Source organism: Bradyrhizobium septentrionale (assembly GCF_011516645.4).
GTDB lineage: Bacteria > Pseudomonadota > Alphaproteobacteria > Rhizobiales > Xanthobacteraceae > Bradyrhizobium > Bradyrhizobium septentrionale.
This window is the reverse complement of the sequence record NZ_CP088285.1, coordinates 6,426,890-6,444,052: the sequence shown is the minus strand read 5'-3', so window position 1 is coordinate 6,444,052 and position 17,163 is coordinate 6,426,890. Positions and strand designations below refer to the sequence as shown.

Genomic DNA, 17,163 nt, shown 5'->3' with positions numbered 1-17,163 from the left:
GCGGGAGGCGAAGAGGCACACGAACCGATGTGAATGGGTTCGTTCCCCGTCGCGGAACACCCCGTCCGCCGGTCTCACTACACGTTGCGTTGGCAGGTCTCCCGGCTTGCGGAGCAAGATTTCTCCCTCGATACCCACCTTCCCGATCCCTGAAGGGAATCAGTGGCTTTTGGGCATCTCTCCGGTCACGGTCGCGGGGGCGGCTGCTTTTCGGGCCCACCTTGAGCCCTATCGCATTCCCTCTTCGCCTGTCGTAGGACAGGAACCAACGCGGGCCCACCATTCGTCCGTGGCTCGAACTTGTCAAGCCGAAGGAACGTCATGATTTCTGAAGAAAACGGCGCCGAAGACGAGGTCGGCAGCAGCGAGGTTTCGCTGGATGCGCGCCACGCGACCAAGATGGCGAAAAAAAAGGTCGCCCGCGACAAGATCATGGCGACCAAGAGCGGCGAAAAGGGTCTGATCATCGTTCATACCGGCGCCGGCAAGGGAAAGTCCTCCTCGGCCTTCGGCATGATCGTGCGCTGCGTGGCGCATGGCTTTCCCTGCGCGGTGGTGCAGTTCATCAAGGGCGCCTGGGATACCGGCGAGCGCCGCCTGCTCACCGGGCATTTCGGCGAACTCTGCCAATTCCACGCGATGGGCGAAGGTTTTACCTGGGAAACGCAGGATCGCGCGCGCGACATCGCGGCGGCCCAAGCGGGTTGGGAAAAGGCCAAGCAGCTGATCGCAGACCCGAGCCTGCGCATGGTCGTGCTCGACGAGATCAACATCGCACTGCGCTACGATTATCTCGCCATCGCCGATGTCGTCGACTTCCTGACCACGTCGAAGCCGCCGATGACGCATGTCGTGCTCACCGGTCGCAACGCCAAGGATGAATTGATCGAGATCGCCGACCTCGTCACCGAGATGACGCTGGTGAAGCATCCGTTCCGCTCCGGCATCAAGGCCCAGCCGGGCGTCGAGTTCTGACAAGCACCATGGCGCGCGCATTGATGATCCAGGGAGCCGGCTCGGACGTGGGCAAGTCGCTCATCGTCGCGGGCCTGGCGCGCGCTGCCGGACGGCGCGGCCTGCGCGTCTTGCCTTTCAAGCCGCAGAACATGTCCAACAACGCCGCCGTGACCATCGACGGCGGCGAGATCGGACGTGCGCAGGCCCTGCAGGCGCTCGCCGCCGGTGTCGAGCCGCACACCGACATGAACCCGGTGCTGCTGAAGCCGGAGAGCGATGTCGGTGCCCAGATCATCGTGCACGGCAAGCGGATCGCGACCGCACGCGCGCGCGAATATTCCGCTATGAAACCGTCGCTGATGGGCGCGGTGCTGGAGAGTTTTGGGCGCCTCAAGGATCGCGCCGATCTGGTGCTGGTCGAAGGCGCCGGCAGCCCCGCCGAAGTCAATTTGCGCAAATCCGATATCGCCAATATGGGGTTTGCGCGCAAAGCTGACGTCCCCGTGGTGCTGGTCGGCGACATCGACCGCGGCGGCGTCATCGCGCAACTCGTCGGTATCCAGGCGGTGATCGATCCCGAGGATGCCGCGATGGTCCAGGGTTTTGTCATCAACAAGTTCCGCGGCGATCCGACGCTGTTCGACGACGGCTACCGCTTGATCGAAGCCCGCACCGCATGGCGCGGCTTTGGTGTGCTGCCGTGGTTTGCCCGCGCCGGCGAACTTCCGGCTGAAGACGCGCTCGGGCTCGCCGACGCGCGCAAGCCCGGCCGGTGCAAGATCGCCTTCCTTGCGCTGTCACGGATCGCCAATTTCGACGATTTCGATCCGCTGAAGCTCGAACCCGGCGTCGATCTCGTGATGGTGCGGCCGGGCGAAGCCATCCCGGGTGATGCGAAGCTCGTCATCCTGCCCGGCTCGAAATCGACCCGCGGCGATCTCGCCTTCCTGCGCGCGCAAGGCTGGGACATCGATCTCCTGGCGCATCATCGCCGCGGCGGCCATGTCCTTGGCCTCTGCGGCGGATATCAGATGCTCGGCGAGAGCGTCACCGATCCCGACGGGATCGAGGGTCCCGCCGGCGAAACGCGCGGCCTCGGGCTTCTTGATGTCACAACTATCATGACCGAACAGAAGACGCTGACACGCGTCAGCGCGCTGCATGCTGCCACAGCTCAGCCGATCAGCGCCTATGAAATTCACATCGGGCGCACCGACGGTCCGGATCGCGCGCGGCCATTTGCGTCGCTCGACGGCGCCGCTGAAGGTGCCGTTTCCGCCGATGGCCGCGTTCACGGCAGCTATCTGCACGGCCTGTTCACGTCGGACCAATTCCGCAAGGCGTTCCTTGCAAAGCTCGATATTCCCGTGGCCGACCAGCCATACGGCGCCCGGGTCGAGAGCGCGCTCGACGCGCTCGCCGAACACATCGAGACCCATCTCGATGTCGAGGGCCTGCTCGCACTGGCGCGCTAGCGCGACAGCGCGGCAGACAGCCGGGACCATTCGGCCTCGCTGCCGGGCAGACCGAGGCGCAGCCATCCCGGTTTTTGCTGAAACACGCGCGACCAGATCAGCCCGCGGGCAAGCCTGTCCTGCGCGGCCAGCGCGTCGCCGGTCTCGTAGAGACGGAACAGCGGCGTGCCACCGACCAGGGTCCAACCCTGCGATCGCACCGCTGCATCGAGCCTGACGCAGTCGTCCGCCAGCCGTGCGGCCGTCGCCTTTGCCCAGTCGTGATCGCGCAGCGCCCGCCGGCCGATCGCAATTGCGGCCCCCGAAACCGGCCATGGGCCCGCCATCGCCGCAAGCGCGGCGATATCCGTCTCGCTGCCGATCGCGAAGCCGAGCCGCAAGCCGGCAAGTCCGTAGAATTTGCCGAATGAGCGCAGGATCAAGAGTCCCGGTTGTCCGGCCTCTCCTGCAAACGACAGGTCCGGCACGGCGTCCGCAAAACTCTCGTCAATCACGAGCCGCCCAACGCGCGGCAGTAGCGCGAGCAACTCGCGCCGCTCATGGTGCCGGCCATCGGGATTGTTCGGATTGACGACGACGGCAAGATCGGCGCCCGCAAGCGCTGCGAGATCGGACACCTCGTCGACGTCCCATCCGGCGGCCGACAACACTGCGGCATACTCATTGTAGGTCGGCGCAAGGATGCGCGCCCGCCCCCGGGACGCCAGCTGCGGCAGCAGCTGAATGGCGGCCTGCGCACCGCCCATTGCCAGGATCGGCGCATCGGTCGCGTAAGCCTGCCGCGCGGCGGCGTGGAGGGATTCGATCTCGGACCGCGGCGGCAAGGCGCTCCATTGCCGCGGCTCCACATCGACGTCAGGATAAGGCACCCGATTGATCCCCGTCGACAGGTCGATCCAGTCCTCCGCAGCGCCGCCGAAGCGTTGCCGGGCGACATCGAGGTTTCCGCCGTGCTCGCGCATGCGCCGCTCCTTCACGCCAGCGCCAGGACTATGAACGCCCCGGCCAGCAGCATCATGGCGTAACGATAGAGTTTCAGCCCGGCGAAGATGTCGGCGGCAGCCGGATCGCGCGCGCCCTCGTTCAGCCAGGGCTCATCGGCGATGCTGCCGTGATAGATGCGGGGACCGCTGAGCCGCACGCCGAGCGCGCCGGCCATCGCCGCCACCGGCCAGCCGGCATTCGGCGAGCGATGACGGCGAGCATCACGCAACATGCATGACCACGCCTGCGATGGCCGCGGCGCGAGCACCACGAACAACAGCCCGGTCAGCCGTGCCGGAATGAGATTGGCGAGATCGTCGATCCGCGCGGCCGCCCAGCCAAAGGCGTCGTGCCGTTCGGTGCGATGGCCGATCATGGAGTCCAGCGTGTTGATCGCCTTGTAGCCGAGGATTCCCGGCAGGCCGAACAGCGCACCCCAGAACACCGGCGCGACGATGCCGTCGGAGGCATTCTCGGCGAGGCTCTCGAGGGTCGCGCGCGCGATGCCGGCATCGTCGAGCGTTGCCGGATCGCGTCCGACAATCTGCGCAACCGCCGAGCGTGCGCCCGTGATGTCGCCGGATGCCATGGGATTGGCCACCGCCGCGACATGCTCATTCAGCGAGCGCAATGCCACCAGCGGCCACGCCAACACACCCACAAGGACGACGCGCACCCATCCGGATGCGAGCACGGACTGAACCGCCCAACCGAGAGCCGTCGCCAGCGCGATCACCAGGAAAGCGGCCGCGACACCGGCGAGGCGGCGAAACGCCGGCGGATCGGCGTCCCGGTTCCAGGCGCTGTCGACAAGATGGATCAGCCGGCCGAGCCAGGTCACGGGATGCCCGATGCGCGCAAACAGCGGCGACGGCCAGCCGATCAGGGCATCCACCGCCATCGCCACCGCCATCGCTCCCGCAAAACCCACTTAACCCTCTCCTCGCCGCGATCCCCCTGATGCGCAAGACATTGGCCGAGTGCAAGCCCTCCGTGGCGGATTTCGGCTTTGTGTTTCACCGCGATTGGTGGTTAGAGCGGACGTAGACAGGAGATCCCATGGCCGTCATTCTGATCACGGGCGGAGCCCGGTCCGGGAAAAGCCGGCGCGCCGAATTGCGCGCGCGCAGCTTTCCGGAGCGGCCGGTCTATATCGCGACCGCCGAGGCGCTCGATGCCGAAATGGACGAGCGGATCGCCAAACATCGCGCGCGGCGCGGCGGTGACTGGATCGAACGCGAGGTGCCGCTCGACCTTGTCACCGCGCTGTCCGAGACCGACGGCGGCGGCGCAAGGCTGGTCGATTGCCTGACGCTCTGGCTGTCCAACCTGCTGCATGCGGAGCGCGACTGGTCCGAGGAAGTGACGCGCCTGGCGGATGCGCTGCCGCGTCAGCACAGCCCGGTCGTTCTGGTCACCAACGAGGTTGGTCTCGGCATCGTGCCCGACAACGCACTGGCGCGCACCTTCCGCGATGCCGCCGGCATCATGAACCAGACCATCGCCGGCGTGGCAGACGAGGTCGAGTTCGTCGTTGCGGGCCTGCCGATGAAGCTCAAGTGACGTCCGCGATGGATCCAGCCAAAGGCCCCGCGATGGTCTCGTTCGATGATGCGTTTCGCCGGCAACTGCAGGAGCTGTTCGTGTGGCGGCGCGACGTGCGGCGCTTCCGAACCGATCCGCTGCCGGATGGTACGATCGAGCGGCTGATCGAGGTCGCCTGCCTCTCCCCCTCGGTCGGGTTGAGCCAGCCCTGGCGGTTCGTGATTGTCGACGACGCGGCACGGCGCCGCGCGGTGATCGAAGACTTCAAGACCTGCAACGCCGATGCGCTGCGGTCTTACTCGGGCGAGCGTGCCGCGAAATATGCCGCATTGAAGCTATCAGGCCTCGAGGAGTCGCCCGGCCATCTCGCTGTATTTGCCGACAAGACCGACCACATCGGCTCCGGCCTCGGGCGTGCGACGATGCCGGAGACAACAGAATATTCCGTGGTGGCTGCAATCTGCTCGATGTGGCTTGCCGCGCGCGCCGAAGGCATCGGGCTCGGCTGGGTCTCGATCCTCAACCCGGCGCGCATTCAGGAGATTCTGGAAATACCGGACGCCTGGAAATTCATCGGCTACCTCTGCATCGGCACCCCCCAGGCGGAATGCGACCGTCCGGAGCTCGAGAAGGCCAAATGGGAATCGCGGCGAGGTCCGGGTGAATTCACCATCCGACGCTGACGGAGCTCCGGCCACCGGCGGCGCCCCAAGCCGCGACGCACATTGGCGCGCCGACATCGCCTCCCTGGTCTTTGGCGTCCCGGAGCACAGCGCGATCTGCGCGGTGCATCGGGGCGCATTCCGGACGTTGCTCGGCACGGACCCGACGCCGGATGCCTGTCTCGGCTATTTCTGCCAGTTTGAAGAAGCGTTTAGAGCAGCGGCGCGCGCGAAAATCCTGCGCAAGCGCATCCCTGTTGCAACAAATTTGCATCTTACCAGTCGCGACATCGCGCGAAAGCTGCTAGAAGCCGAGCAAATCGAACGTGGAGAACGACCATGAGCCAACCCCAGGTCACGCAAGCTCAAGTCACGGATCTGCCGGTTGCCACCGGACAGGTCGGACGGCTTGCCCAGTCCCTGATGGCGATGACGCTCGGTCTGTTCATCGTCGGCGTGGTCGGCTTCTCGCACATCGACGTGATCCACAACGCGGCGCACGACGTGCGCCACTCCAACGCGTTCCCCTGCCACTGACCGCCTTGGCATGAGCACGTTTCGCTCGATCGTCTTCTCGTCGGTCATTGCCGGTTTCATCGTTGGCCTGATCGTCACGGCGGTCCAGCAGTTCGGCACCGTCCCCCTGATCCTCAAGGCCGAGGTCTACGAGAAGGCGGCCGAGCACAAGCACGAGGCCTCAGCCCCGCCGCGTGCAATCCTGGTGCACGATCAAGCCGCTCATGATCATGGTGCGGAGGCCTGGGAGCCGCGAGACGGGTTGGAGCGCACCTTCTATACGGCGGGGGCGAACATCCTGACCGGGATCGGCTTTGCGCTTTTGCTGTGCGGCTTCTTCTCGGTTCGCAGCGGCGCAACTGGCGAGCCGATCTCGTGGCACGAAGGCTTGATGTGGGGCCTCGCAGGTTTTGCCGTCTTCACGATCGCGCCGGGTCTCGGGCTGCCGCCTGAACTGCCGGGTGTCCCCGCCGCACCACTGATGTCGCGTCAGATCTGGTGGGTGACGGCGGTGCTGGCGACTTCGGCCGGCCTGGGCCTGATCGTTTTCCGGCGTTCGGCACCGGCCGCGATCGCCGGCGTCGTCCTGATCATGCTGCCGCATTTGATCGGCGCGCCCGAGCTGGAGCATGTCGAGACCAACGTGCCCTCGTCCTTGTCGCATCAGTTCGTGGTCGCGGTCACGCTGACCAGCCTGGTGTTCTGGTCCCTGCTCGGCAGCCTGACCAGCGCCGCATTCGCGTATTTCGATCGGCCCACGTCGGCTTGACGGCGTGATGATGACGCGGCTCAGCTCGCCTGCCTGAGCCGCCTCCCGGCCCGCAACTCCCGGTCCTGCACCAGCACCTTCTCCGCATAGAGCTGGTCGATCTCCTGCTCGGACAGCCCGAGCTCGCCCAGGATCGCCTCATTGTGCTCGCCGAGCAGGTCGGCTCTCAGCTCGGTGTGCTGTGGCCATTCAGAGAAACGCATCGGGGCGCCGGGGATGGCAAACTTGCCGATCCGGGGATCGCTGACATGGCGGACCGTGCCGCGCTCGATCAGATGCGGCTGTGCCATGGCATCATTCAGGGTCAGCACCGGCGCGCAGGGAATTCTCTCCTTTTCCAATGCCGCGATCGCCGCATCGCGCGACGGAAACGTCTTGAGCCAGGCTTCGACGATCTCTCCCACCAGCACCCTGTTGTCGGCACGGGCGCGTGCGGACGCGAACCGCGGGTCCTTCTCGAGCTCCGGCCGCCCCAGCGCCCGAACCATTTGCGGCCATTGATGTGCCAGCGCGCAGATCACGAGAAACTCGTCCCGGCCGCAATCGAACACGCCGACCGGGCCGCCGTTCGGATGCAGCGAGCCTTCCCGCTGCGGCACAAAGCTGTCGCCGCGCAGCGAGACCTTCGGAACATTCGCCTCATGCATATGGAAATAGGTGTCGAGCAGCGTCGATTCGATGAACTGCCCTTCGCCGGTGCGTTCGCGGTGCAGCAGCGCAAACCCCACGGCCATCGCCGCAGCAACGCCCGTCGACGCGTCACCGATCGCGACAGGCACCTGCGCCGGCTTCCCGTTGGGGTCGCCGATCACGCCGGTGATGCCGGCGAAGGCCTGCGCAATATAGTCGAAGCCCGGCTTGTCGCTGAGCGGACCGGTCTGTCCGGCAAAGGAGATCGAGCACATGATCAGCCGCGGATTGATCTTTTTCAGCGTCTCGTAGCCAAGTCCGGCGCGCTCCATCACGCCAGGCGTAAAATTCTCCACCAGAACGTCGGCCTTGGCCGCGAGCCGGGTCAGGATCTCGCGGCTCTTCTCGTGCTTGAAGGCGAGCGCGAGGCTGCGCTTCGAATGGTTCTGCTGGAAGAAGTAGGTGCTCTGCGACGTGTTCTTGTAGGCGGGATCGCGCGGCTTGAGGCCCTGGAAGCGAGACCGGTCGCCAAACGGCGCGAGCTCGATCTTGATCACGTCGGCGCCGGCCTCGGCCAGCAGACGCGTGCAGGTCGGGCCCGCGACAAACTGGGTGATATCGAGCACGCGATAGCCGGTCAGCATCTTTGGAGGCAAGGTCATCTCGATCGCCTCTCGTTCAGGCCGGCTGCTTTTCGCGGGCGAGCGAAAGGCCGACCTCCTGCAGCCGCCGCTCGAGCATCGGCACACGGTCGTTGCCCCAGAACTGCTCGCCACGAAACACGCAGATCGGCACGCCGAAGATGTGATCGCCCTGGCTCTCCTGTTGCGCCTCCTCATATTCGCGGCGGCCGTCGCCCTCGAGATAGGCGCGATAGTCGGCACCGGACATGCCGAGCGAGACGATGAAGCGCTCCACCGCATCGACCTCGTCGACGGCGAGTTCGCGGCGGAAGAACAGCTCATAAACAAGCCGGCTGTATTCGATCAGGCGTCCCTGCTTCTCCGCGAACAGTCCGCCGATCAGCGCCGGCGCGGTGTCAAAAATCTTCAACGGGCCGCGGATGATCTTCTTGTCGCCGCGCTCGTTCGCGGACCGCCGCGCATCCATGTAGGAATACTTGACCTTGTATTCCGAATAGACGCTGCGCTGGCCGGAGCCCTTGATCCGCAGCTGGAACGGCCGCCACTGCACCTTGATGTCGTACTTCTTCTCCAGCTCGAACACCGGATCGAATGCCAGCCAGGCATAAGGGCTCTTGTAGTCCGAATACATCTTGAGGATTTCGCGCGACATGGTGTCTCCTTTGTGTCGATGTCATTTGCTTCAGATGATCCGCCTCGACTTCAGATCGCCGATCCTCTGCCCGGAGAGGTCGAGCAGACCGCCATAGATCTCCTGATTATTTTGCCCGAGCGTCGGGGCCGGCGCGGTGTATCCCTTGTGCGTCCGTCCCATCTTGATCGGAAAGCCGGCGCCGATGACGCGTTGCTCCAGCTTCTCGGTCGGATGCGCGACGGCCTGCAGCATGTCGCGGGCATTGAGATGCTCCCAGGCGAGGATGTCGTCGATGTCGCGGATCGGACTTGCCGCGACATCACCGCGATTGAGCGCCTCGATCGCCTCCGCCGTGGTGCGGCCCAGCGTCCATTCGCTGACGATCGCGTCGACGAGCGCATTGTTGGCAACGCGCCAGCCGGTGTTCATGAATTTTTCGTCTTGGGCGAGGTCGAGCCGGTCCATCACGCCCAGCAGCGCGAGCCAGTCCTCGTTTGTTGCGGCGCCGAGCGCGATCGCACCGTCGCGCGTGGCATAGGTGTTGAACGGCGAGAACCGCATGATGCGATTGCCCTGCCGCGGCGCCATTCCCATCTGCTTGTAGCAATCCAAGGGCTCGTCGAGCACCAGCGACAGCAGGCAATCGGCCATCGCGACGTCGACGAATTGCCCCTGCCCCGAAATCCGCTGCTCGGTCAGCGCCGCGAGGATGCCGGAGACGGCAAAGGCGCCCGTGATGCCGTCCGCAAGCGCGGTGCCCGCCTTGCTGGGACCGCTGTCCGGCGCTCCGGTGATCGACATCAACCCGGACGCCGCCTGGATCATCAAATCATAGGCCTTGAGACGCCGGTCGGCGCCGGTCGATCCGTAGCCGGTCAGCGCGCAATGCACGATCGCGGGGTTGACCTGCCGGTTCGCCTCATAGTCGATCCCGAGCCGCTCGGCGGCGCCGGGACGCAAATTCTCGACCAGGATGTCCGACTTGCGCAGCAGCGCATGGAACAGCTCCATGCCCTCCGCCGAGCGCATGTTCAGCGTGATCGACTTTTTGTCGCGGCAGCGCTTCAGATAGGCGAGGCCGAGATCGCTGTCGTGCTTGCGTTCGAGCGCGACGCCGTCCCTGCCGAGGAACGGCGGCCCGGTCATGGTCGGATCGCCCTGCTCCGGGGTATCGATGCGGATGACCTCGGCACCGAAGCCCGCTAGCATCAGGGTCGCAAACGGACCGGAATAGAAGCGCGTCAGATCGAGAACGCGGACACCCCTGAGCGCGCCCTGTGCCGTCATGTTCAGGCTCGCCGTCATCCGGAATTCCCTTCCCGCTCACCGCCCCGTCGTTGTCTTCATCGTTGACGCCGCGGCCATATAGGTCAAATATTTTCCGATCTGGATTATTGATGCCAAAATGGAATGAATGATGCGCCAGCGTCGCCCACGCCAGTTCGAGGTCAGCCTCAAACATCTACGCGCCGCCAACTCGGTTGCGGTGTATGGTAGCTTCACCGCGGCAGCGGCCGATCTCGGCATGACGCAATCGGCGGTCAGCCGCCTCGTGCTTCAGCTCGAGCGGCAGCTCGGCGTCTCGCTGTTCCTGCGCTCGACCCGCAACGTCATCCTGACCGCACCGGGCCGCGAATTCACCGCATCGACGCAGCGCCTGCTCGCCGATCTCGGCGCCCAGGTCGACAATGCCCGTGCGCTCGGCGATCAGATCAAGGGACGCCTGATCATCTCGTGCCTGTTGTCACTGACCCACCACGTGGTGCCGGAGGCCGTGCTGAAATACCGGAAGGCGCATCCGGGCGTCGAAATCCACCTGCGCGAGGGCCTCGGCAGCGAGGTCTATGAGGATGTCCGCAGCGGCCTTGCCGACTTTGGCGTCGGCAACGTCACCGCGCTGGGCCAGGAGGTGGTCAGTGATGACGCAGTGGAAGAGTCCTGCTTCGCGATCCTGCCTTCGCGCCATCCGCTGCGACACAAGAGCACCCTGAGCCTCCGCGAGTTGCGCAACGAAGCCTTCGTCTCGCTACCGACTGGTTCGGGCCTGCGGAAGCAGATCGACAGCGTCGCGACCACGAACGGCATCGTGCTCAATCACAGCACCATCGTCGAGCAGTTCGGCACGCTCTACGACTTCGTCGGCGCCAATGTCGGCATCTCGATCGTTCCGGCGTCGGCATTGCCGCCGCGCGCGCCGCGCGGCGTCGTGGTCAAGCGGCTGGTTTCGCCGCCGCTGGTCCGCAAGATCGGAATCCTGCGGCTGAAGAACCGTCCGCTGACGCCGGCGGCGACCGGATTTCTCGATATCTTCCGGCCGCTGTTCCTGAGCGCCTCACGGCGATAACCGGCACAGCCATACGATGGCGGCAACCGCCCAAATCCAGGTGGGGCGGCGCGATCCTGCCGTTGCCAGGCAAAGATGTCCGCCTGCCAGCCCGGAACCTGCCGGCGTTGCGGGTTCCTTTACCATGCCCGGCGTGACAGGCCGCGGACAAGCGCAATGTCGCGCGACGGGTTCCGATCGTGCCGCGGCCAATTGCAGCGACCGGGTTTACGCAACCTTAGACGATTTGATCCAAATGTTGCGCGTGCATGACGCGATTGGGATGAAGCGGCCGATGTCGCAAAAGTCGGGCCTCGAGGGACATAGGCTGGCCTTCGCTGACGATGCTACGCGTCACCTCGCGACGCCCCAGGATGCTGTAGGTCCGGGGGCCGTGACGCGGCGCGCAACCAGCAGCCAGACGTCCGGCACAGGCGCGCCGGTTTCCGCGTTACGCGAGGCCGACTGGCTCACGGCTGATCGCGTCACGGCGTTCACCCGCGTCTTTCTCCTGCTGTTCATCGGCTGCATCGCGATCATCCCATGGGCTGCGCCGACGATGGATGTCGGCCCTGACTTCGCGGCATTCTGGACCGCGGCAAAACTCGCGCTCGAGGGCCGCGCCGGCGACGCCTATGGCGATACGGGCCGCGCCGCCGTAGCGGCGCTGTTCGGTCAGAAGACCTACGCACCGTTCTTCTATCCGCCGACATCACTGCTGTTCTGGCTGCCCTTCGCGCTGGTTTCCTTTGCGACCGCCGCTGTCATCTGGATCGTCGCGACCGGCGCCGCCTATGCCGCCGCTGTGAGAGCCATCCTCAAGGGCGGGTCCGTCGTTCCCATTCTCGCTTTTCCCGGCGTCTGGGTGTGCGCGTTGTTCGGACAGAACTCGCTATTCTCGGCGGCCCTGCTCGGCGGATCAGCGGTGACGCTGGACCGCTATCCGGTGATCGCGGGCGTGCTGCTCGGCTGCTTCAGCTACAAGCCGCAGGTCGCCCTGCTTGCGCCGCTCGTGCTGATCCTGACGCGGCGCTGGCGCGCGCTCGCAGCGGCGGCTGCAACAACGCTCGTGCTTGTCGTGGCGGCCACCGCCTGCTTCGGGATCGAACCGTGGATCAAATTCATTGCCGTGCTGCCGGAGGCAAGCGCCTGGAGCCTCGGCGGCGAGCCCGGTTTCGAGAAGTTCGCGAGCCCCTACGCCGCGATCAGGCTGGCCGGCGGATCGAGCAACACCGCCTGGCTCGTTCAGGTGGCTGCGGCCGCGGTCGCTATATCAGTTCTGATCCTGGTGCTGCGGAAGCGGCCCGCCGGCGCCGCCGAGATCGCGCTGATGGTCGCGGCGACCGCCCTGTGCGTGCCATCCCTGGGCAGCTATGAGGTGGTGATCCTGGCGATCCCGGGCGCGTGGCTGATTGCGCAGGCGCTCGCGCACGGCTGGCTGCCGTATGAACGCATCGCGCTCGCCGCGCTTTACATGACGCCCTTCGCCATGGTGCCTGCGGGCGCCAACGGCCTGCAACTGGCGCCGCTCGCCGCCGCCGCGCTCATGGCACTTGTCGCGCGGCGCATCAGGCATCTGCCGGTTTTTGACGCTCCGGCCGAAATTGCCAATCACTGAGTTGCCCGACGGCGCAAGCCCCCGCAGCAAAAATATTTCGGTTTATCTGAACACCCAACTCGGTGTATGAATTCTCCGTCTCACCCGATCGAGGGGCGCTGCGCATCGTCACGGGTGTTGTGGTGAGATGCGGTGGACGCTGACGTCACAACTGACGAACGTGACTGATGCGGACGGCGAAGTCGTGTGGTCCTGACGCCCTAGCGGCCGGTGTCTCCCCGCAAAACGCGAAAGCGTTTTTGCGGAGACGGTGACAAACAAGCCCAGTCTCGCCGGGGAGAGCACGAAGTAAGCCGTAAAACCATCGCGCAGGGAAAGCCGGGATGTTCCCGGTTACACCTGTGGTCCTACCTCCGGTGCTTTTTGTTGCACCGGACCCATGGGTGCGATCGGCACCCGGCTTTCCCTGCGCCCTCTGCTCTCAGAGCGGCGAAACGAAATGCAAAGCTCGGACAAATCATGTCGCGAGAATGCGGACGTATGACTCACAAGCCGCACCACACATTCCGCGTCGTCCCGGGCAAGCGAAGCGCGACCCGGGACCCATAACCACGAATGCCAATTGCCTTGCGGCGCTGGGGCTACAGCCTTCTTCAACAATGCAGTCCTGTGGTTATGGGTCCCTGCTTCCGCAGGGACGACAGCGAGTATGGGGACACACAAGCGCAGGTCAAACCCCTATCCGGCCGGCGTCAGGATTGCCTGCTGTGCCGCATGCCAACTCTCTTCGTCGGGCGCACAGAGCAGGCCGCCCGTCAGGTTGACCGGCTTGTACGGAGATCCGTCGAAATGCGCGCTGTAGCCGCCGGCCTCGCGATGCAACAGCCAGCCGGCGGCATGATCCCACGGCATCAGCTTGTTGTAGAACAGCAAATGGCAATGGCCGGACGCCGCCATGCGATACTCGTGCGCGGCACATCGGAGCCAGGCACTGGCGCCAAGCCTGAAAGGTTGCCGGCGACAATCGTGCGCAGCGGCTCCGGCAGGAAGTTGACGCCGACCACCGCGTCCATCTGCTTGACCGGCACTGCCGGCGCCACTTTCAGATCATGCCGCCTGCCGTCCGGCATCTCGAGCCACGCGCCCTCGCCGCGCAGCGCGAATGCCGTGTCGTTGCTCACAGGATCATGGATCGCGCCGAACACGATCTCGCCCCGCATGGTGGCGGCCACCATGGTGCAGAACAGCGGCAGGCTCGAGGTGAAGTTCCGCGTGCCGTCGATCGGATCGATGATGAAGGCAAGCTCCGCGGTTCCGACCTGATCGAGCGCGGCCGGATCGCGCGACGTCGCTTCCTCGCCGATCACGACCGCATTCGGGAAAGCCCGGAGCAGCGCCGCCGATATCGCCTGCTCGGCAAGTTCATCGGCTTCGGTGACCACGTCGAACGCCGATGTCTTGGTACGGACCTCGATCTCCCGCACGCGGCGGAACCGCGGCATGATCTCGCTGCGGCCGACCTCGGCGAGGATGTTTCCGACGTTCAGCGCATCGGCATGAGACAGTTTCACGCGGTATCCTCCTGCGTTGCGCCGGCATCCTATCGTGGAAGTGTGACTGCGTGGCAGTCACCGGCGCTGATTGTAGACATCGATGCAGACGGCGCCGAGCAGCACGAGGCCCTTGATCACTTGCTGATAATCGATGCCGATACCGAGGATCGACATGCCGTTGTTCATCACCCCCATGATCATGGCACCGACCACCGCGCCGCCGACCCGGCCGACGCCGCCATAGGCCGAGGCGCCGCCGATGAAGCAAGCGGCGATCACGTCCAGCTCGAAGCCGAGCCCGGCCTTGGGCGTCGCGGTGTTGAGCCGGGCTGCGAACACCAGCCCGGCCAGCGCCGCCAGCACGCCCATGTTGACGAAGGTGAAGAAGGTCAGCCGTTCGGTCTTGACGCCCGACAGCGACGCAGCCTTGGCGTTGCCGCCGACGGCATAGATCTGCCGGCCGATCACCGTCCGCCGCGCCACAAAACCGTAGAGCGCGATCAGCACCGTGATGATGACGAGCACGTTCGGCAGGCCGCGATACGAGGCGAGCAGATAGGTGAAATAGAGCACCGCACCGGCCAGCACGATGCTCTTGGCAATGAAGAACGCGTAGGGCTCGACCTCGATGCCGTGCGACTGCTCGCGCGTCCGGCTCTTGGCGCTCGCCCATACCAGCGCGAACGCCAGCACGACGCCGATCAGCAGCGAGGTCGGATAGAGCGTGCCGGCACTCGGAAACAGCTCGGGGATGAAGCCGGACGACAGCTTCTGGAAGGTCGGCGGAAACGGCCCGACCGACCGCCCCTGCAGCACCGCGAGCGCAAGGCCCTTGAACACCAGCATGCCCGCCAGCGTCACGATGAAGGACGGAATCTTGAAATAGGCCACCCAGTAGCCCTGCGCCGCGCCGATCGCGGCACCGACCAGCAGACAGACGATGAAGGCGGTCGGGTAGTCGACATGGTAGCTCACCATCAGCACGGCCGCGACCGCGCCGACGAACCCCGCGACCGAGCCAACCGACAGGTCGATATGCCCGGTGACGATCACGAGCAGCATGCCGAGCGCCATGATCACGATGTAGCTGTTCTGCAGCACGAGATTGGTGAGATTGACCGGCTGCAACAGCGTGCCGTCGGTCACGATCTCGAAGAACAGCATGATCGCGAGCAACGACAGCAGCATGCCGTAATTGCGCAGGTTGTTCTTGATGAAGCCGGAATGCTTGGGGGTCTCGGGAAGTGACACCGTCTTGTCGGTCATTGTGCTCCGTCTCCCGCCCGCGCCTCGCCGCCATGGGCACTGGTTCCGGACATCCTGACATTGCGCATGATGGCGCGCATGATCTTCTCCTGCGTCGCGTCGTCCTTCGCGAACTCGCCGACGAAGGCGCCGTCATTCATCACGCAAATCCGGTCGCAGATGCCGAGCAATTCCGGCATCTCCGACGAGATCACCACGACCCCCTTGCCGGCCTCCGCGAGCTCGTTGATGATACAATAAATCTCGTATTTTGCCCCGACGTCGATGCCGCGGGTCGGCTCGTCCAGCAGCAGCACCTGCGGATCGGTCATCAGCCATTTCGACAGCACCACCTTCTGCTGGTTGCCGCCGGAGAGCTGCCCGGCCTCCTGATAGACGTCAGAACAGCGGATCCGCATCCGGTTGCGGTAGTCGCTCGCGGCCTTCAGCTCGACCACATCGTCGATCACGCCACGATCCGACACCTGGCGAAGGCTCGCCAGCGTCACATTCTTGCGGACGTCGTCGGCCAGAAGCAACCCGAGCTGCTTGCGGTCCTCGGTGACATAGGCAAGGCCGGCATGGATCGCCGCCGGCACGCTGGCAAGGTTGGCGTCGCGTCCGTCGAGGCTGATCCGGCCGGAGATATTGTAGCCCCAGGCCCGGCCGAACAGGCTCATGGCGAACTCGGTACGGCCGGCGCCCATCAGGCCGGCGATGCCGACCACCTCGCCGCGGCGCACCTTGAAATCGACGTTCTTGATCACCTGTCTCCCGGTGTGCAGCGGGTGATACACCGACCAGTTCTCCACCGTCATCGCGGGATCGCCGATCGCAACCTTCCGCTCGGGGAAGCGGTGCGCGAGATCGCGGTTGACCATGCTGCGGATGATCCGGTCCTCGTCGACCTGCTCTATCCGGCAATCGAGGCTGTCGACGGTGCGGCCGTCGCGCAGCACCGTAATGCGGTCGGCGACGCGCGCGACCTCGTTCAGCTTGTGCGAGATCAGGATCGAAGCGATGCCCTGCGCGCGGAATGCCAGCAACCGGTCCAGCAGCGCAGCGCTGTCAGCCTCGTTGAGGCTCGCGGTCGGCTCGTCCAGGATCAGCAGGCGCACCTGCTTCGACAACGCCTTGGCGATCTCGACGAGCTGCTGCTTGCCGACGCCAAGATCGGTGACCAGAGTATCAGGCGATTCCCGCAGGCCGACCTGGGTCAGCAGCTCCGCGGTCCGCCGGTACACCGCATCGCGGTCGATCACCCCGAACCGCGACGGCGCGCGCGACAGGAAGATGTTCTCGGCGATCGACATCAGCGGGATCAGCGCCAGCTCCTGGTGGATGATGATGATCCCCAGCGCCTCGGAGTCGTTGATGTCGCGGAACCGGCGCTCCTCACCGTCGAACAGGATCGACCCTTCATAGCTGCCGGCGGGATAGACCCCGCTCAGCACCTTCATCAGGGTCGACTTGCCGGCCCCGTTCTCGCCGACCAGGGCATGGATCTGCCCGGCCTCCACGGTGAAGTTGACGTCGCGCAATGCCTGCACGCCGGCAAAGCTCTTGCTGACGTCACGCATCTCAAGCATCGCCGTCATCAGATCGTGTCCCGCAGCGTCGATCGGTCTCGGCGTTATCGGTAGCCGCTCACCCGCCAGCTTGGCCTCT

At 65.2% G+C, this 17,163-nt stretch carries 18 protein-coding genes and 1 riboswitch; of the genes, 9 read left to right on the top strand and 9 right to left on the bottom strand.

The window, feature by feature from the left end:
- Window positions 1–74: 74 nt before the first annotated feature.
- A riboswitch (cobalamin riboswitch) is annotated at window positions 75–285 on the bottom strand.
- A 36-nt stretch (window positions 286–321) separates the two neighbouring features.
- Both cobO and HAP48_RS32335 read left to right on the top strand, forming a co-directional pair.
- On the top strand, window positions 322–975 hold the full coding sequence (gene cobO / locus HAP48_RS32340; RefSeq protein WP_166203921.1) for a cob(I)yrinic acid a,c-diamide adenosyltransferase: 654 nt from the start codon (window positions 322–324) through the stop codon (window positions 973–975).
- A gap of 8 nt (window positions 976–983) precedes the next feature.
- A complete protein-coding gene (locus HAP48_RS32335) occupies window positions 984–2,432 on the top strand; it encodes a cobyric acid synthase (protein WP_166203920.1) in 1,449 nt (482 codons plus the stop codon).
- Here HAP48_RS32335 and cobD read toward each other — a convergent pair.
- Together cobD and cbiB are read right to left on the bottom strand one after the other, a co-directional pair.
- Window positions 2,429–3,394: a threonine-phosphate decarboxylase CobD gene (gene cobD, locus HAP48_RS32330; protein ID WP_166203919.1), complete on the bottom strand. Its 966-nt coding sequence runs from the start codon at window positions 3,392–3,394 to the stop codon at window positions 2,429–2,431. The two genes, HAP48_RS32335 and cobD, sit on opposite strands and share 4 nt — an antisense overlap.
- A gap of 11 nt (window positions 3,395–3,405) precedes the next feature.
- On the bottom strand, window positions 3,406–4,347 hold the full coding sequence (gene cbiB, locus HAP48_RS32325; RefSeq protein WP_166203918.1) for an adenosylcobinamide-phosphate synthase CbiB: 942 nt from the start codon (window positions 4,345–4,347) through the stop codon (window positions 3,406–3,408).
- 128 nt (window positions 4,348–4,475) lie between these two features.
- Between cbiB and cobU the strand changes: the two genes are divergently transcribed.
- From cobU to HAP48_RS32300, 5 genes are read left to right on the top strand one after another with little or no spacing between them, the layout of a single operon-like run.
- Window positions 4,476–4,979, top strand: a complete 504-nt coding sequence (gene cobU, locus HAP48_RS32320; RefSeq protein WP_166203917.1) for a bifunctional adenosylcobinamide kinase/adenosylcobinamide-phosphate guanylyltransferase — start codon at window positions 4,476–4,478, stop codon at window positions 4,977–4,979.
- Between the two features lie 32 nt (window positions 4,980–5,011).
- Window positions 5,012–5,644: a 5,6-dimethylbenzimidazole synthase gene (gene bluB / locus HAP48_RS32315; RefSeq protein ID WP_166215371.1), complete on the top strand. Its 633-nt coding sequence runs from the start codon at window positions 5,012–5,014 to the stop codon at window positions 5,642–5,644.
- On the top strand, window positions 5,622–5,966 hold the full coding sequence (locus HAP48_RS32310; protein ID WP_210292706.1) for a hypothetical protein: 345 nt from the start codon (window positions 5,622–5,624) through the stop codon (window positions 5,964–5,966). Before bluB ends, HAP48_RS32310 begins: the two co-directional genes overlap by 23 nt.
- Window positions 5,963–6,160 carry a CbtB domain-containing protein gene (locus tag HAP48_RS32305; protein ID WP_166203916.1) on the top strand — a complete coding sequence of 66 codons (198 nt, stop codon included), beginning with the start codon at window positions 5,963–5,965 and terminating at the stop codon, window positions 6,158–6,160. Before HAP48_RS32310 ends, HAP48_RS32305 begins: the two co-directional genes overlap by 4 nt.
- Window positions 6,161–6,170: 10 nt before the next feature.
- On the top strand, window positions 6,171–6,908 hold the full coding sequence (locus tag HAP48_RS32300) for a CbtA family protein (protein WP_166203915.1): 738 nt from the start codon (window positions 6,171–6,173) through the stop codon (window positions 6,906–6,908).
- Window positions 6,909–6,928: 20 nt separating this feature from the next.
- Here HAP48_RS32300 and HAP48_RS32295 read toward each other — a convergent pair whose 3' ends face one another.
- The 3 genes from HAP48_RS32295 to HAP48_RS32285 are packed head-to-tail and all read right to left on the bottom strand — an operon-like array spanning window position 6,929 to window position 10,121.
- On the bottom strand, window positions 6,929–8,200 hold the full coding sequence (locus tag HAP48_RS32295) for a CaiB/BaiF CoA transferase family protein (protein WP_166203914.1): 1,272 nt from the start codon (window positions 8,198–8,200) through the stop codon (window positions 6,929–6,931).
- A 16-nt stretch (window positions 8,201–8,216) separates the two neighbouring features.
- Complete coding sequence (locus tag HAP48_RS32290) at window positions 8,217–8,834, bottom strand: DsbA family protein (RefSeq protein ID WP_166203913.1); 618 nt, start codon at window positions 8,832–8,834, stop codon at window positions 8,217–8,219.
- 30 nt (window positions 8,835–8,864) lie between these two features.
- Entirely contained in the window at window positions 8,865–10,121 is a 1,257-nt protein-coding gene (locus tag HAP48_RS32285; RefSeq protein WP_166203912.1) for a CaiB/BaiF CoA transferase family protein, read from the bottom strand.
- Window positions 10,122–10,233: 112 nt separating this feature from the next.
- Between HAP48_RS32285 and HAP48_RS32280 the strand changes: the two genes are divergently transcribed.
- Both HAP48_RS32280 and HAP48_RS32275 read left to right on the top strand, forming a co-directional pair.
- The gene (locus HAP48_RS32280; protein WP_166203911.1) at window positions 10,234–11,160 is read left to right on the top strand and encodes a LysR family transcriptional regulator; all 927 of its coding nucleotides are present in this window, start codon (window positions 10,234–10,236) and stop codon (window positions 11,158–11,160) included.
- Window positions 11,161–11,434: 274 nt separating this feature from the next.
- Complete coding sequence (locus tag HAP48_RS32275) at window positions 11,435–12,757, top strand: glycosyltransferase family 87 protein (protein WP_166203910.1); 1,323 nt, start codon at window positions 11,435–11,437, stop codon at window positions 12,755–12,757.
- Window positions 12,758–13,435: 678 nt separating this feature from the next.
- Here the strand turns inward: HAP48_RS32275 and HAP48_RS50545 are convergent.
- From HAP48_RS50545 to mmsA, 4 genes are read right to left on the bottom strand one after another with little or no spacing between them, the layout of a single operon-like run.
- Window positions 13,436–13,654 (bottom strand): inositol monophosphatase family protein, encoded by a 219-nt coding sequence (locus tag HAP48_RS50545; protein WP_338028962.1) that lies wholly within the window; start codon window positions 13,652–13,654, stop codon window positions 13,436–13,438.
- A complete protein-coding gene (locus tag HAP48_RS32270) occupies window positions 13,609–14,268 on the bottom strand; it encodes an inositol monophosphatase family protein (RefSeq protein ID WP_338028961.1) in 660 nt (219 codons plus the stop codon). Before HAP48_RS32270 ends, HAP48_RS50545 begins: the two co-directional genes overlap by 46 nt.
- A 57-nt stretch (window positions 14,269–14,325) precedes the next feature.
- Window positions 14,326–15,516, bottom strand: coding sequence for a multiple monosaccharide ABC transporter permease (gene mmsB / locus HAP48_RS32265; RefSeq protein WP_166203909.1), 1,191 nt, complete (start codon window positions 15,514–15,516; stop codon window positions 14,326–14,328).
- Window positions 15,513–17,093 carry a multiple monosaccharide ABC transporter ATP-binding protein gene (gene mmsA / locus HAP48_RS32260; RefSeq protein WP_166203908.1) on the bottom strand — a complete coding sequence of 527 codons (1,581 nt, stop codon included), beginning with the start codon at window positions 17,091–17,093 and terminating at the stop codon, window positions 15,513–15,515. The genes mmsB and mmsA overlap by 4 nt, the downstream gene beginning before the upstream one ends.
- Window positions 17,094–17,163: the final 70 nt, after the last annotated feature.

Excerpts from the sequence above, each read along its gene's own strand:
- cobO (WP_166203921.1), top strand. The coding sequence starts at position 322 with ATGATTTCTGAAGAAAACGGCGCCGAAGACGAGGTCGGCAGCAGCGAG.
- HAP48_RS32335 (WP_166203920.1), top strand. The coding sequence starts at position 984 with ATGGCGCGCGCATTGATGATCCAGGGAGCCGGCTCGGACGTGGGCAAG.
- cobD (WP_166203919.1), bottom strand. The coding sequence starts at position 3,394 with ATGCGCGAGCACGGCGGAAACCTCGATGTCGCCCGGCAACGCTTCGGC.
- cobU (WP_166203917.1), top strand. The coding sequence starts at position 4,476 with ATGGCCGTCATTCTGATCACGGGCGGAGCCCGGTCCGGGAAAAGCCGG.
- bluB (WP_166215371.1), top strand. The coding sequence starts at position 5,012 with ATGGTCTCGTTCGATGATGCGTTTCGCCGGCAACTGCAGGAGCTGTTC.
- HAP48_RS32305 (WP_166203916.1), top strand. The coding sequence starts at position 5,963 with ATGAGCCAACCCCAGGTCACGCAAGCTCAAGTCACGGATCTGCCGGTT.
- HAP48_RS32300 (WP_166203915.1), top strand. The coding sequence starts at position 6,171 with ATGAGCACGTTTCGCTCGATCGTCTTCTCGTCGGTCATTGCCGGTTTC.
- HAP48_RS32295 (WP_166203914.1), bottom strand. The coding sequence starts at position 8,200 with ATGACCTTGCCTCCAAAGATGCTGACCGGCTATCGCGTGCTCGATATC.
- HAP48_RS32290 (WP_166203913.1), bottom strand. The coding sequence starts at position 8,834 with ATGTCGCGCGAAATCCTCAAGATGTATTCGGACTACAAGAGCCCTTAT.
- HAP48_RS32285 (WP_166203912.1), bottom strand. The coding sequence starts at position 10,121 with ATGACGGCGAGCCTGAACATGACGGCACAGGGCGCGCTCAGGGGTGTC.
- HAP48_RS32280 (WP_166203911.1), top strand. The coding sequence starts at position 10,234 with ATGCGCCAGCGTCGCCCACGCCAGTTCGAGGTCAGCCTCAAACATCTA.
- HAP48_RS32275 (WP_166203910.1), top strand. The coding sequence starts at position 11,435 with ATGTCGCAAAAGTCGGGCCTCGAGGGACATAGGCTGGCCTTCGCTGAC.
- HAP48_RS50545 (WP_338028962.1), bottom strand. The coding sequence starts at position 13,654 with ATGGCGGCGTCCGGCCATTGCCATTTGCTGTTCTACAACAAGCTGATG.
- mmsB (WP_166203909.1), bottom strand. The coding sequence starts at position 15,516 with ATGACCGACAAGACGGTGTCACTTCCCGAGACCCCCAAGCATTCCGGC.
- mmsA (WP_166203908.1), bottom strand. The coding sequence starts at position 17,093 with ATGACGGCGATGCTTGAGATGCGTGACGTCAGCAAGAGCTTTGCCGGC.